This window comes from Emcibacter nanhaiensis (assembly GCF_006385175.1).
Lineage (GTDB): Bacteria > Pseudomonadota > Alphaproteobacteria > Sphingomonadales > Emcibacteraceae > Emcibacter > Emcibacter nanhaiensis.
Map to the genome: position 1 here is coordinate 53,800 of NZ_VFIY01000008.1, position 12,599 is coordinate 66,398.

11 protein-coding genes are annotated in these 12,599 nt (G+C 55.1%); 3 read left to right on the forward strand and 8 right to left on the reverse strand.

Going from position 1 to position 12,599, the window contains the following annotated elements; translation table 11 throughout:
- Positions 1-16: 16 nt before the first annotated feature.
- Positions 17-901, reverse strand: coding sequence for an alpha/beta fold hydrolase (locus tag FIV46_RS08960; RefSeq protein WP_139940586.1), 885 nt, complete (start codon positions 899-901; stop codon positions 17-19).
- Positions 902-1,125: 224 nt separating this feature from the next.
- Here FIV46_RS08960 and FIV46_RS08965 point away from each other — a divergent pair, with 224 nt between their 5' ends.
- Complete coding sequence (locus tag FIV46_RS08965) at positions 1,126-1,875, forward strand: maleate cis-trans isomerase family protein (protein WP_139940587.1); 750 nt, start codon at positions 1,126-1,128, stop codon at positions 1,873-1,875.
- A gap of 52 nt (positions 1,876-1,927) precedes the next feature.
- Here FIV46_RS08965 and FIV46_RS08970 read toward each other — a convergent pair whose 3' ends face one another.
- The 5 genes from FIV46_RS08970 to FIV46_RS08990 all read right to left on the reverse strand — a co-directional run bounded on the left by FIV46_RS08970 (position 1,928) and on the right by FIV46_RS08990 (position 6,819).
- Positions 1,928-2,881 carry a quinone oxidoreductase family protein gene (locus FIV46_RS08970; protein WP_139940588.1) on the reverse strand — a complete coding sequence of 318 codons (954 nt, stop codon included), beginning with the start codon at positions 2,879-2,881 and terminating at the stop codon, positions 1,928-1,930.
- 4 nt (positions 2,882-2,885) lie between these two features.
- A complete protein-coding gene (locus tag FIV46_RS08975) occupies positions 2,886-4,412 on the reverse strand; it encodes a malonate--CoA ligase (protein ID WP_139940589.1) in 1,527 nt (508 codons plus the stop codon).
- Between the two features lie 29 nt (positions 4,413-4,441).
- Positions 4,442-5,269: an alpha/beta fold hydrolase gene (locus FIV46_RS08980; protein WP_139940590.1), complete on the reverse strand. Its 828-nt coding sequence runs from the start codon at positions 5,267-5,269 to the stop codon at positions 4,442-4,444.
- A 203-nt stretch (positions 5,270-5,472) separates the two neighbouring features.
- Positions 5,473-6,021, reverse strand: a complete 549-nt coding sequence (locus FIV46_RS08985; protein WP_219846037.1) for a winged helix DNA-binding protein — start codon at positions 6,019-6,021, stop codon at positions 5,473-5,475.
- Positions 6,022-6,120: 99 nt separating this feature from the next.
- Positions 6,121-6,819, reverse strand: coding sequence for an aspartate/glutamate racemase family protein (locus FIV46_RS08990; protein WP_219846039.1), 699 nt, complete (start codon positions 6,817-6,819; stop codon positions 6,121-6,123).
- Between the two features lie 279 nt (positions 6,820-7,098).
- Here FIV46_RS08990 and FIV46_RS08995 point away from each other — a divergent pair, with 279 nt between their 5' ends.
- Positions 7,099-8,070 (forward strand): AraC family transcriptional regulator, encoded by a 972-nt coding sequence (locus tag FIV46_RS08995; protein WP_139940592.1) that lies wholly within the window; start codon positions 7,099-7,101, stop codon positions 8,068-8,070.
- Between the two features lie 141 nt (positions 8,071-8,211).
- The gene (locus FIV46_RS09000) at positions 8,212-9,435 is read left to right on the forward strand and encodes a styrene monooxygenase/indole monooxygenase family protein (RefSeq protein WP_139940593.1); all 1,224 of its coding nucleotides are present in this window, start codon (positions 8,212-8,214) and stop codon (positions 9,433-9,435) included.
- Positions 9,436-9,530: 95 nt separating this feature from the next.
- Here FIV46_RS09000 and FIV46_RS09005 read toward each other — a convergent pair whose 3' ends face one another.
- Both FIV46_RS09005 and FIV46_RS09010 read right to left on the reverse strand, forming a co-directional pair.
- Positions 9,531-10,013, reverse strand: coding sequence for a flavin reductase family protein (locus FIV46_RS09005; RefSeq protein WP_139940594.1), 483 nt, complete (start codon positions 10,011-10,013; stop codon positions 9,531-9,533).
- 110 nt (positions 10,014-10,123) lie between these two features.
- The gene (locus tag FIV46_RS09010; RefSeq protein ID WP_181163145.1) at positions 10,124-12,490 is read right to left on the reverse strand and encodes a TonB-dependent receptor; all 2,367 of its coding nucleotides are present in this window, start codon (positions 12,488-12,490) and stop codon (positions 10,124-10,126) included.
- Positions 12,491-12,599: the final 109 nt, after the last annotated feature.

Genomic DNA, 12,599 nt, shown 5'->3' on the forward strand with positions numbered 1-12,599 from the left:
TACAAAATATTCTGGTTCAGGAGGCCAGAAAGGCGTTCACCACCTCGTCATGTTCCTCCGGTCGTTCCCACTGCGGCCAGTGGGCACACCCTTCCATGATGTGTTTCTGTGAATTGGGGATCAGTTCCGCAAGACGGTCCGCGGCATCAACGCCATGAATGGGATTCTTGTCGCTCCACAGGACCAGGGCCGGACATTCGATTTTCGGAAAATCTTCTTCCGTGAAATAGAATTCGGCAATGTTCGGCGCGAACAGATAGTCATAATATTTCAGCAGTGCGTCGCGGGTTTCCGGAATCGACCAGAGTGCATAGCGCAACTGCACCAGTTCATCGGTCACGCCGCCCAGAGGCATCAGCCATTCCAGCCGCTTGCGCAACAGTTCAGGGGTGGGGTTCATCAGAGCGTTGACTGACGTTTCCCGCAGAGCGTCCAGGTCATGGTCGCCTTCGTGAACCTTGCTGGGGTCGAAGCTCATTCCCCAGGCCGTATTCAGAATAACCTTTTCGGTGCGATCAGGATGGTTGATGGCCATATCCATGGCGATCCAGCCACCCAGGGATTCTCCTTCGACAGACGCTTTTTCAATGCCGAGATGATCCATCAGGTTGAGAAGCTGATCGGTGAACTGGCTGAGCCAGTGATCCTTATCATTCGGCCCGGCCTTGGAAAAATCCGGCCGGGAGGACATGCCATGCCAGATGAAATCAATGGCATAGGGATGACTTGATTTGGACAGGGCCACCATGTTGCGGGAATAGGTTTCCGCATGGCCGCCACCGCCGTGCAGCAGGAACAGCGGCTGTTTGTCGTTAACCACCTCAATGGTCCGTGTGCGGTATTTACCCGTGTCGTAGAAACGCGTTTCGGTGCCCAGAAGGTCTACGTGAATTGAGTTCATCTTAATCCTCTAAATTTTGCTTTTTCTGATCAGTCAATGTCGACTGCCATACCCGTAACTAATCGGTAATAGATTTAAAATAGAATTTCAATTGATTTTTTATTGAAAATCTATAAATCTATTCTACACAATCGATGAGGCGTTGATTTCTTTAGGTTTTCAGCGCCTTTCACCAAAGAAACAATGCCCGCACGGAGCGGGCAAATATCAGGGACAGGTCCAGAATGACTCAAAAATTAATCAGAATCGGGCAGATCGTGCCCAGCTCGAACACCACCATGGAAACGGAAATACCGGCGATTTTTCGGGCCCGGGAATCGATCGAACCGGAACGGTTCAGCTTTCATTCCAGCCGCATGCGTATGCTGAAAGTCACCAAGGAAGAACTGGAGGAAATGGACAACCAGTCGCTGCGTTGCGCGGCAGAACTGGCAGACGCGCGTATGGACGTGATGGGATACGCTTGCCTGGTCGCGATCATGAGCCGCGGCAACGGCTATCACAATACGGCAGAAAAGAACCTGATTGCCGCCAGCAGGGAAAATAACTGTGACGCGTCTATTGTCACCAGCGCCGGCGCACTGTGTGAAGCCCTCCATGATCTTGGCGCCCGCAAGGTGGCCCTGATTGCCCCCTATATGCGCCCCCTCACCAATCTGGTGATTGAGTATCTGGCCGCCGAAGGGATCGAGACCCTGGACAGCATCAGTCTGGAAATTGACGACAATCTTGAAGTTGGCGCCCGGGATCCGCTTGCCCTTGTGGATATTTTCCAGGACCTGAAAACCGATGGCGCCGACGCTGTCGTGTTGTCCGCCTGCGTTCAGATGCCGTCGCTGGCCGCCGTAGACAGGGTCCAGGCCATGACCGACCTGCCGGTCGTTACCTCCAGTATCTCCACGGCCTACGTGATGATGAAACGGCTTGGCCTCAAGACCGTCGCCCCCGGCGCCGGCAAACTGCTTTCTGCTTGACTTAAACTGGCCCCCGCACGTCTTACCTTCCCTGGTGCGGGGGTCCCTTTTTTCAAAGCGTGTGATCAATCGCCAGTTTGCCAAAGACATGATTCCTGCCGGCCAGCAGGGCATGGGCATCGGATATTTCCCCGAGGGCAAAAACCCGGTGAATATGGGGGCGAAATTTTCCTGCTTCTACAAGATCTGCAAGCCCCTTCAGCTTACGCCGTTCGCGCAGTGAGAACTGGAATTTTACAGTGAGGTTCTTGCGATAGGCCCTGTCCAGGTTGCCGGTCGGCGGCGCGATGGAGATCATGGTGCCGAAATCCCCCACAGCGGGAATGGATTTTTCAAGAAGCCCCCGCCCGACCGTGTCATAGACAACATCCACACCTTCCGGGCATAACTCCTCTACGGCCCGGACAAATTCCTCGCTGTCATAGGCGATCACCCTGCGCACGCCGATTTCCCGCAGGTGGCCGGTCATGCTGCTGTGGCAGGTGGCGAAGACTTTGGCACCGCGTGCCAGGGCGATCTGGACGGCAAGCGCCCCCACACCTCCGGTCCCGCCGTGAATGAGAACCGCATCACCGTCCCTCACCGGGTACAGACAGCTGAGCGCATCCCACGCCGTCCCGCCCGCCAGCGGCAGCGCGGCAGCCTCGACAAAGGACAGTCCCTCAGGCATGTGCCAGATGACCCTCTCGTCCACCAGATGCTCGTCGGCGTGGGTTCCTGAGGGAGAATTGAAATCAGCCGCATAGAAAACCCTGTCGCCGACAGCAAAATCGGCGACGTCCGGACCGGTTTCGATGACTTCTCCGGCCGCGTCAAACCCGGGCACGGCCGGCGGCCGGATACCCACATCCAGGGATCCGGCGCGGATCTTCATATCGATAGGATTGACCGACGACGCCCGGACCGCCACCTTGACCTGCCGCCCCGTCGGGGCAGGTAAAGGCTCTATCTCCACAGGTTTCAGGACCTCCGGACCGCCAAAAGCGTCATATCTGACAGCGCGCACCCCGCTATCCCGCGAACAGGTCCCGATGGATCTGACGCAGCTCGTTTTTCTGCACCTTGCCCATGGTGTTGCGGGGAAGTTCCTCCATAAAGAAGGTCTTTTTGGGTTGCTTGAAGCGGGCCAGCTTGCCCTTCAGGGCGTCAATGATATCCTCTTCCGAAATCTTTCCGTCCGGTCCACGCACCACAATGGCCACGACCGCTTCACCGAAATCATTGTGCGGCACGCCAATGACAGCTGATTCCTTCACGCCGGCCAGGTCATCAATAACCGCCTCGATCTCCTTGGGGTAGACGTTATAGCCGCCGGAAATGATCAGGTCCTTGCTGCGCCCGACAATGGTCACCCTGCCGTCTTCAGACCTGGTGGCCAGATCACCGGTGCGGAAATAGCCGTCATCCGTGAATTCCTCGGCTGTCTTTTCCGGCATTTTCCAGTAGCCTTTGAACACATTGGGACCGGTAATTTCCAGATTTCCCACTTCACCGGCCGGCAACATTTGACCTTCATCATCCACCACCCGGACGCTGACACCCGGCAGGGCCATCCCCACAGTCCCGGCGACACGGGCATCATTTTCATAGGGATTGGAGGTAATCATGATAGCCTCAGTCATGCCATAACGTTCCAGGATTCTTTTCCCGGTACGTTGCTCAAATTCCGTGAAGGTCTCCGCCTGCAGCGGCGCCGACCCGGAAATAAACAGGCGCATGCCCTGGGCAAGCTCCGGCGTGAAACGCGGGTCTCCCAGCAGCCGTGTGTAGAAGGTGGGAACGCCCATGAATACCGTCGCCTTCGGTAAATTCTCCAGCACCAGATCCAGGTCGAATTTTGCCAGGAAGATCATCGGCGACCCGTTCAGCAGTGCCAGATGGCAGCCGACAAACAGACCGTGGGCGTGAAAAATCGGCAACGCATGCAGCAACACATCCCCCGGCTCCCACTGCCAGACCTGATGCAAAGCCTGCACATTGCTGGACAGGTTCTTGTGGGTCAGCATTGCCCCCTTGGACCGCCCGGTCGTACCGGAAGTATAAAGGATGGCGGCAATATCCTCATCGGCCATCTCCTCTATTGCTTCATCCGGCTTAACGACGGCTGCGGCATCGGTCAGACTTCCCGTGCCATTACTGTCCAGGGTGAGGATATGGGCGACATCTACATCGGCCGCCACCTGCTTCAGTGCTGGTTCCTTTTCCGGATCACAAACCAGCAGCCCCGGTGTCGCATCACTCAGGAAGTAACGAACTTCCTCCTGTGTGTAGGCGGTATTGAGGGGAATGAAAATCACCCCCTTGCGCAGACAGGCAAGATAAAGAAAAAGCATTTCCGGCGACTTGTCCACCTGAACCACGACCCGGTCGCCCCGGCCAACCTGCAGTTCAGTCAACAATGCAGCTATCCGGGCGGTATACTCCTCCAGATCACCGAAACTGTATCTGACCGTCCCGTCCGGATCGATAATCACCGGCCGTTCAGATTTTCCGGCATAGCTGTTCTGAAAGAGCGCAAAGAGGTTCGCGTTACTCATAATAAACTCCTCTACGGGGCTTTCACCCCTTACTCTTCATCCAGGAAATTCTGCACCAGCTGGTTAAAGCGCGCCGCATGCTCAATCTGAGTCCAGTGGCCGCAGTTGCCGAACATGTGCAGTTGCGAGTTCCTGATATGCCGATGCAGGTTCAGGGAGACTTCCGGCGACACCACAATATCATCCCGGCCATGGATCAGCAGGGTTTCATGGGTAATATTCTGCAGTTGGGCAACGGAAAGGACCTGGGCGTCGAGCCAGCGCTGGCGCGGCACCGGGAAAACCCGCTCGAAAGTCTCCTGGGCGCCGGGGCGGATCGTCGCCCGGTAACGCAGCTCGGCCAGTTCGTCAGTCACCAGGCCGCGATCATAGGCCATGATATCCATGATCCGTTTCATATTTTCCACAGAAGGGGTATAGCCCCAAAGTTCTTCCAGTTCGGAATTAACCTCAAGCGGCCAGCCACCGGGCCCCATCAGAACCAAACGGCCGAAGCGATCCGGATACTGGCTCGCCAGCCACATGGACAGAGAGCCGCCGAAGCTGTTGCCAACCAGATGCGCCTTTTCAAGGCCCAGCCCATCCATCAACGCCACGATCTGGTCGATCCAGCTGGACATGAAATCAAACTCAAAGTCCCCGGGGGTTTCGGTGTAGCCAAAACCCACCAGGTCCGGGACAATGACCCGGAAGCGAGTGGACAGCAGGGGAATCATGCCCCGCCAGTTGGCCCAGCCGGAAACCCCGGCGCCGGACCCGTGCAGCAGAATCACAACGTCACCTTCGCCCGCATCATGATAGTTCGTCAGATAACCGCAGGTTTCAATTTTCTGACCGATTTCCGGATTATTTTCCAATGCCCTAACTCCATTTGCCCTGTTCTGGACACCTGCAGCGCTCCGAAATTCCTCCGGTTGCAGGTCTCCGTTGATATGTCTTGGAGTATTTTATATATTTATTTTCTATTGATTTTCAATTTATTTTTTATTGAATATTAATTTTAAAACAAAAAAGGCCCTCACGGCATCATGAGGGCCCGATCAGAACTTATGGAATCTTTCTATTCGGCCGGCTTCTGATTATAGGTCGAAGAAATTCGCCCGCTTTCCTCGTAAACACCTGTCAGCACCGACAAAAGCTGGGTCGCGTCTTCCAGGCGCTCCTGAACATCGGCGATCGCAGACAGATTCTTGATCAGCAACTCAGACCGCAGATCACTATATTCGTTGGTCAGCTTCTGGCCCTCTTCCGTCACCGAATAGGTAAAGGTCTTGGAGCCCTTTTCCTTCTTCTTTTCGATCAATTTCGCCGTTTCAAGTTTACGCAGACAATACTGAATATTGGGAATATCGTCACGATTGATCATCCGGGCGATGGTTGCGGCTGCCTTGGGCCGGTTCTGCATGCGGATAACATGCAGAATTAGATGCTCTGCAAACCCGATATCCAGTGGGGAAACCACTTCAACTGCACTTTGCACCCAGCGGATGAAGGCTTCATAATAGCGGATGACCGCATATTCAAATTCCGTTACCTTGAGCTCGGGAATGGTCTTGGCCAGATGCCAGCGCCTGTAGTAGGTCGGATCCAGATTTTCGTCTTTCGTCATCATTCTTCCTCTGCAAAGCTTTAAACTTCAATTATAGTTCTACATAGCCTCAATCAATTTTTCAAAGAAAATCAAAGCTTTCTTGCAACAGTACACTGTTCAGGCAAACTTGCATTCAACGCCTGAAAACAAATTCTCATCCTTTTCCCGGGGCGGCTGGTAATAGCGCGGACTATGTGCCATCCCCAGATCCAGGAACATTTCACAGGTCTTAAGCGCAATGAGCCCCGGGTTCAGTACCGGCACCGGCAGGTTGGCCGACAGAAAATCATAGGACTGATACATGGTGGTCGAGCCCAGAATAATGACATCGGCGCCGTCTTTCTCAATCGCGGCCTCGCCTTCACGCTTTAGGAGGTCGAAAACAACTTCCTCCTTGCCCGCCAGCAATTCCTCCGCATCCGGATTGACACCAATGGCGCGTATCGAGGCCAGTCGGGTCTGCAGCCCCTGCTCGCGAATGGTCTTCATATACATGGGCTTCCATCTGTCCCACATCGTCAGGATGGAAAATTTCTGACCGGTCATGCAAGCCGTCAGCAATGTGGCTTCACAGGGACCGATCACCGGTATGGAGAGACAGGATCGGAGGGCATGCAGACCGGAATCACTCATGGAGTTGATGCAAACCGCATCATATCCTTCTTTTTCGGCGGCCATGCCGGCGTCAAGGACAAAGGCATCTGCCAGGGTGAATTCATAAAAGGAATCCAGGATCTTTGCCCCGTTGCGGGGGGCAACAAAATCAATGGTTATATCGGACCGGCGCAAATTTTCCGGAATCTGCTGTTCAAACATCCCTATCGCCTCCGCAGGAAGCGGCACGGGCAATATCATTTTGATCTTTTTGGGCTCATTCATATTACATTTTCCATTGATTTTTTATTGATATTTAATTTATATTACATGCCAGAAATTGGAAATGTAAAGAAAAATGGAGGATAAATTCCGTCCTCCGACACGGACGGAGTGCGGATACAAAAATAAAAATCCGCTGACACCTCCGGGCCGGCAGGCGATGTTTGCAAGACATGCACAATATAGCCTGTCCACATAGACAGATGACAAGGCAAGAAGATGTATTCAGGGTATTTTTCATCTTTACCTGTTACCAGTTCCGGTTCCCTGGACGAGACGCGGGAAATCGTCTCCAGCCTGTTTTGTTCCCATACACTCAGGAAAGAACAACGGGACCCGGGTCTTTACTACTGGCACAAAAGAATGAAGCTTGACCAGTTCTCTCTGGTCGAAATGAGCTATGGCGCCGATGTCGCCATAGAACCCGGCGAACTGGAAAAATTCTATCTGATCCAGATTCCCCTCAATGGTCATGCCGAAATAAGTTGCGGCGGGCGCACCGTCACCTCGACGCCGCAGCATGCCTCCATTCCAAACCCGGCCCGCTCTCTGAAAATGAGATGGAGCAGCGACTGCCGGAAGCTTGTCCTGAAGATAGAGCGCGCAAAGCTGGAACAACACTTGTCCAATCTGCTCGGCAGTCCGATCTCCCGAAGCATCGATTTCGACCTGGACCTCGACCTCACCTCGGTAAACGGAGCAAGCTGGAAAAGATCGCTTGGCTTCCTGCTGGAGTCCATCAAACACAACCCGGACCTGGTCAAGCATCCGTTTATGGTCAAGGAGATGGAACAACTGGTTATGACCAGCCTGCTGCATATGCAGCCCCACAATTACAGTGACTCGCTGCATTCCCGCACCTGTGCGGTCGCGCCAAGGCATGTAAAGCTTGCCGAGGAATTTATTCTGGAGAATGCCGCCAGCCCCATTACCATTGAAACCCTGATCGATGTCACCGGCGCCAAGGCCAACCAGCTTTTCAGCGGCTTTCGCCAGTTCCGGGGCACCACGCCAATGCGTTTTCTTGCTTCTGTCCGACTGGACAGGGCGCATCGCGATCTGATGAAGGCGACCGCGGACGATACGGTCACGGAAATCGCCACCAAATGGGGTTTTACCCAGTTGGGCCGTTTCTCGGTAGTGTATCGCAAGAGATATGGCATCTCCCCGTCCGAAACCCTGAGAGCCTGATTACTTTCCCTGTTTCATCCACAATTCCCCAGTTTCTGCATAATTGCTGAAGTCTCGGAATAGGCACCCTTCCCCGCGCGCGACATACTGATGGTCATGACACAAAAGCGAAGAATTCCTAGAGAAAGGAAAGGAAGTTTCATGAAAGTGACCATTATCGGCGCTGGCCAGGCAGGCCTGCAACTGGGTATTGGACTGCTCCACAGCGAGATCGAAGTGGAAATCGTCTCCAACCGGACCGGTGAAGAAATCAGGACGGGACGGATCATGTCGAGCCAGTCCATGTACCAGGAAGCCCTGGACCACGAGCGGGAACTGGGCCTGAATTTCTGGGACGATGAAGCGCCCGCCTATAACAATGTCAACATGATGATCGGAAACTCAGCCAAACCGATGATCGACTGGCACGCACCGCTGGACGGTGCCGGCAACTCCATCGACCAGCGGGTCAAAATGCCGCGCTGGATGGAAGAGTTTGAAAAACTCGGCGGCACATTAACCATTCTTGAAGCCGGGATCGAACATCTGGAAGACTATTGCAGCACCAGCGATCTGGTCATTGTTGCGTCCGGCAAGGGGGAAATCGGCAGCCTGTTCGAAAAGGATGTGGAAAAATGCCAGTTTCATCAGCCCATGCGCGGCCTGTCCCTGGTGTACTTTACCGGCATGGAACCCTATGAGCACACCCCAAGCCTGAACATCAACGTCAACCCGGGCATCGGCGAATGCGTCACCTTCCCTGGCCTGACCACCAGCGGCGCCTGCGACATCATGACCTTTGAAGCTGTCCCCGGCGGCGAAATGGATGTCTGGCACGAAGTCAAAACTCCGGACCAGCATCTGGAAATGACAAAGACATTGCTGGACAGGTTCTTCCCCTGGCTCGGAGAACGCTGCCGGAACATCAAACTCACCGACGACAATGCCCGACTTACCGGCCGCTTCCCGCCGACGGTGCGCAAACCCATCGGCTACCTGCCGTCCGGCCAGATTGTGCTCGGTATCGCCGACGCCATCTGCCTGAACGACCCGATCACCGGCCAGGGCTCCAACAACGCCAGCAAGGCGGCTGCCATCTACCTGAAACGCATTGTCGACAATCGCGGCAGGGCCTTTGACGAAAACTGGATGCAGGGTACTTTCGATGCCTACATGGACTATGCCCACTGGGTCATCAAGTTCACCAATACTTTCCTGACCCCGCTGCCGGACCACATTGTGGAAATCTTCGGCGCAGCGCAAAGCAACCAGGCCATCGGCCGTATCTTTGCAGGCGCTTTCAACGACCCGCGCCGGGTAGATCCTTGGCTCTATGACCCTGCCGAAGCCAGGAAATTCATCCAGGCGCACAGCGAAGCTGCCTGATGGCGACAGATTAACTTTCTCCCAGACGGGATACCCAACCTCATAGACCATCCCGTTAAACTTTACAGCACCCCCGCGGGGGTGCTGTTTTTTCGTCAGGCCGGTACTTTGCGATACCCCCCATCGAGATAGACCAGAGGCGCCACCTCTTCCCGGCTCAGCACCTCCTCAACTTCTCCGATAAAGACGGTATGGGAGCCGAACTCCACCGCTTCTGCTTTCCTGAGAAAGAAGACAGCCTGGGCATCTTCCAGCCAGGGAAGCCCGCCCTGTTCACACCAGTTCCCCTGCCTGAACAGATCTGCTTGTGAGGCCGGACGACTGAAACGATCAGAGATCTCCTGCTGGTTGTCCTGCAACAGGTTGATACAAAAGTGCTCCTGCGCGCTGATCATTTTATGAAACAGCGAAGAGCGGTGAATACAGACCAGCAATGACAGGGGCTCGAAACTGACCGAGACCACGGAACTGACGGTTGCTCCCGCCCGTTCCTTTCCATCACCTGCTGTCACAATGGAGACGCTCGCCGCCATCCGGCGCAGCGCCTTTTGAAAACCCTTTTTCAGTTCTTCAGACATATTTTCCTCTCGCTATAAAATGCTATATAAAGAAACCCGGGCAGCGCGATATATCGCCGCTGTCCGGGTTCAGTTCGAAGCGTTATGGGGTCGTTTAGCGCTTCGACAGATCAGAAGTCAAACCGGCCGGTGATGTACCACTGGCGACCGCGGTCATAGAGACCTTCATAGGCTTGGAAGGCGTCACCGATAATCCCGGTCTGCAGATATTTCTCGTCGGTGATGTTTTTCACACCAAAGACGAAAGCGATATTTTCATCCACATTCTCCCAGGTAATGTTGGCATTCAGCAGGTGATAGCCATCCTGGTGGATCTCCGGCGTGTTGAAAGCGTCATTGTCGAACTCGGAACGGTAGGACCAGTCCACCCGCGGCACCAGGGAGCCTGCATCGCCAAGATCAAACTCTTTCGACACGGCGGCACTGATCGACCAGTCGGACACCCGGTCAAGCCGGTTGGCAGACGCCACCAGCGTAGTGTCGTAATCGATTTCGTCATAGCCGGCATCAAGGTAACCAAGACCGGCTTCCACAAACCAGCCGTCGGCCGGGGTCATCTGCAGCTCGAGCTCGGCTCCCTTGATGGTGGCGGCGCCGGCATTCTTGGTGATCGGCGCCACGCTGGTGAACACCTGCACCTGCATGTCGGTATAGTCGGTCCAGAAGGCGGCACCATTGAGGCGCAGGCGGTTATCGAAACCGGTATATTTGAAGCCGACTTCGTAGACCTTCACGAATTCCGGATCGAAGGTGGGGATCAGGTCCACATCCGCTGTTCCGGCCGGGGCGGTGAAGCCCGCAACAATGGGCGGAAATACCCGCTGGGTGAAGCCGCCGGACTTGAAACCCTCGGAATAGGACGCATAAACCATCAGGTCGTCGGTGGCGTCAAAGGAGAGGTTCAGATAGGGGTCAATCTCGTCATAGCTGAGCTCTTTCTCCACATTTGGCAGAATGGGCTCGCCCGCCTGCATGAAGGGGGCGTCCAACTGCGGATCTCCAGTCCCGGCGAAATAGTTGTCGATAATATACTGATCGGGTGTGAACTTTTTGGTTTCGTCCGTATAGCGGATGCCAGCGGTCAGGTGCAGACGGTCGGTGATGTCATAGGTGCCTTGGGCAAAGGCCGCCATGCTCTGGTTGTCATAAGCGCCGCCGCTCATGAAATGCGAGACAGTAAAATTCAGCTCGTTGGCATTATCCCCGCTCTCCTTGAAATAATAGAGACCGACAATCCAGTTCAGGCGATCCCCGAATGCCGTACCAAGCAGCTGGAATTCCTGGGTAAACTGTTCCTGGCTCAGGTCATCCTGGTAATGAGCAATCAGCAGCGGGGAATGATCCCCGTCCCTCGCCATTTGGGCATCCAGGTTGCGGTAGGCCGTAATGGACTTCAGGGTCAGGGCATCATTGATGTCCCATTCCACATTCAGGTTGGCAGCCCAGAAATCGGTGTCGGAATAGGCCGGGGCCGTACCGGAGTTAACTTCCTCACCACCGTAGACATAGCGGTCGTCATAACAGCCATCCACTGTCAGGTTCAGGGTGGATCCCGGATAGGCGCAGGGAGCGTAGGCGCCGCCGGCCATCAGGTTGGCAATAATATTGTTGATGGTTGCCATCGGCGGCGTTTCGGGATCGATCGGTCCGTCGTAGTTGATGCCGAGCAGGGTCATGGCCGGGCCGTTTTCCCGGTCGCGGCTGCCCTCGATGGAGAAACTGATCTCCAGGTCGTCGCTGGCCTCCAGCACGAAGGAGGCGCGGCCGGACAGGGTGTTGTCGTCGCCCAGATCAATGCCATCATCGCGCATCACATAGCCGTCCTGGCTGAGATAGGCCACCGAATAGCTGCTGAACAGCTTGTCACTGAGCGGCAAATTCATGGATCCCTTGAGGTCGATGCGGTTGTCGCTGCCGAAAGTACCGGACATTTTGGCCTCGAACTCTTCGTGCGGTTTCTTGGTGGTGATGCTGATGGCGCCGCCGATGGTGTTGCGGCCGAACAGGGTGCCCTGCGGGCCTTTCAGCACCTCGACCCGTTCCACATCGATCAGGTCGAGGATGCCGCCGACGGAACGGGCGATATAGACGCCGTCCACATAAAGCCCCACGCCCGGGTCCACCGTCGGCAGGAATTCCTTCTGGCCCACACCGCGAATATAGATGGCGGCGGAGTTGCTGGCGCCGCCGAAGCTCGGGCTGTTCTGGAAGCTGAGGTTGGGGGTGAACTGGGCGATCTCGCCGACATCGGTGACGCCGCGATACTCAAGCCCCTCGCCGGTAAAGGCAGAAATGGCGATAGGCGCACTCTGCAGCCCCTCCTCGCGCTTGCGGGCGGTCACGGTGATTTCCTCCAGCAGCCAGGCGGTATCGTTGCCGGATGCCGTTTCCTCGGCTGTTGCCGCATTGCCAAGAGCCAGCAGGCTGCAGGACAGGGCCAGAACCGACTTCGTTGTTCTTTTTGATGGTGTATACATTGGTTGCTCCATTTTTTAGATTGGGAGCATTATTTGTGGTTTTCCCCGGCACCCGCTATTCACTGACCATAGTGATTATTCACAAATTTTGCCTAATTTGAGAATTTGC

Coding starts and splice junctions, on each gene's coding strand:
- FIV46_RS09005 (WP_139940594.1), bottom strand. CDS start 10,013: ATGTCTGAAGAACTGAAAAAGGGTTTTCAAAAGGCGCTGCGCCGGATG.
- FIV46_RS09010 (WP_181163145.1), bottom strand. CDS start 12,490: ATGTATACACCATCAAAAAGAACAACGAAGTCGGTTCTGGCCCTGTCC.
- FIV46_RS08985 (WP_219846037.1), bottom strand. CDS start 6,021: ATGACGAAAGACGAAAATCTGGATCCGACCTACTACAGGCGCTGGCAT.
- FIV46_RS08960 (WP_139940586.1), bottom strand. CDS start 901: ATGAACTCAATTCACGTAGACCTTCTGGGCACCGAAACGCGTTTCTAC.
- FIV46_RS08975 (WP_139940589.1), bottom strand. CDS start 4,412: ATGAGTAACGCGAACCTCTTTGCGCTCTTTCAGAACAGCTATGCCGGA.
- FIV46_RS08995 (WP_139940592.1), top strand. CDS start 7,099: ATGTATTCAGGGTATTTTTCATCTTTACCTGTTACCAGTTCCGGTTCC.
- FIV46_RS09000 (WP_139940593.1), top strand. CDS start 8,212: ATGAAAGTGACCATTATCGGCGCTGGCCAGGCAGGCCTGCAACTGGGT.
- FIV46_RS08990 (WP_219846039.1), bottom strand. CDS start 6,819: ATGTTTGAACAGCAGATTCCGGAAAATTTGCGCCGGTCCGATATAACC.
- FIV46_RS08965 (WP_139940587.1), top strand. CDS start 1,126: ATGACTCAAAAATTAATCAGAATCGGGCAGATCGTGCCCAGCTCGAAC.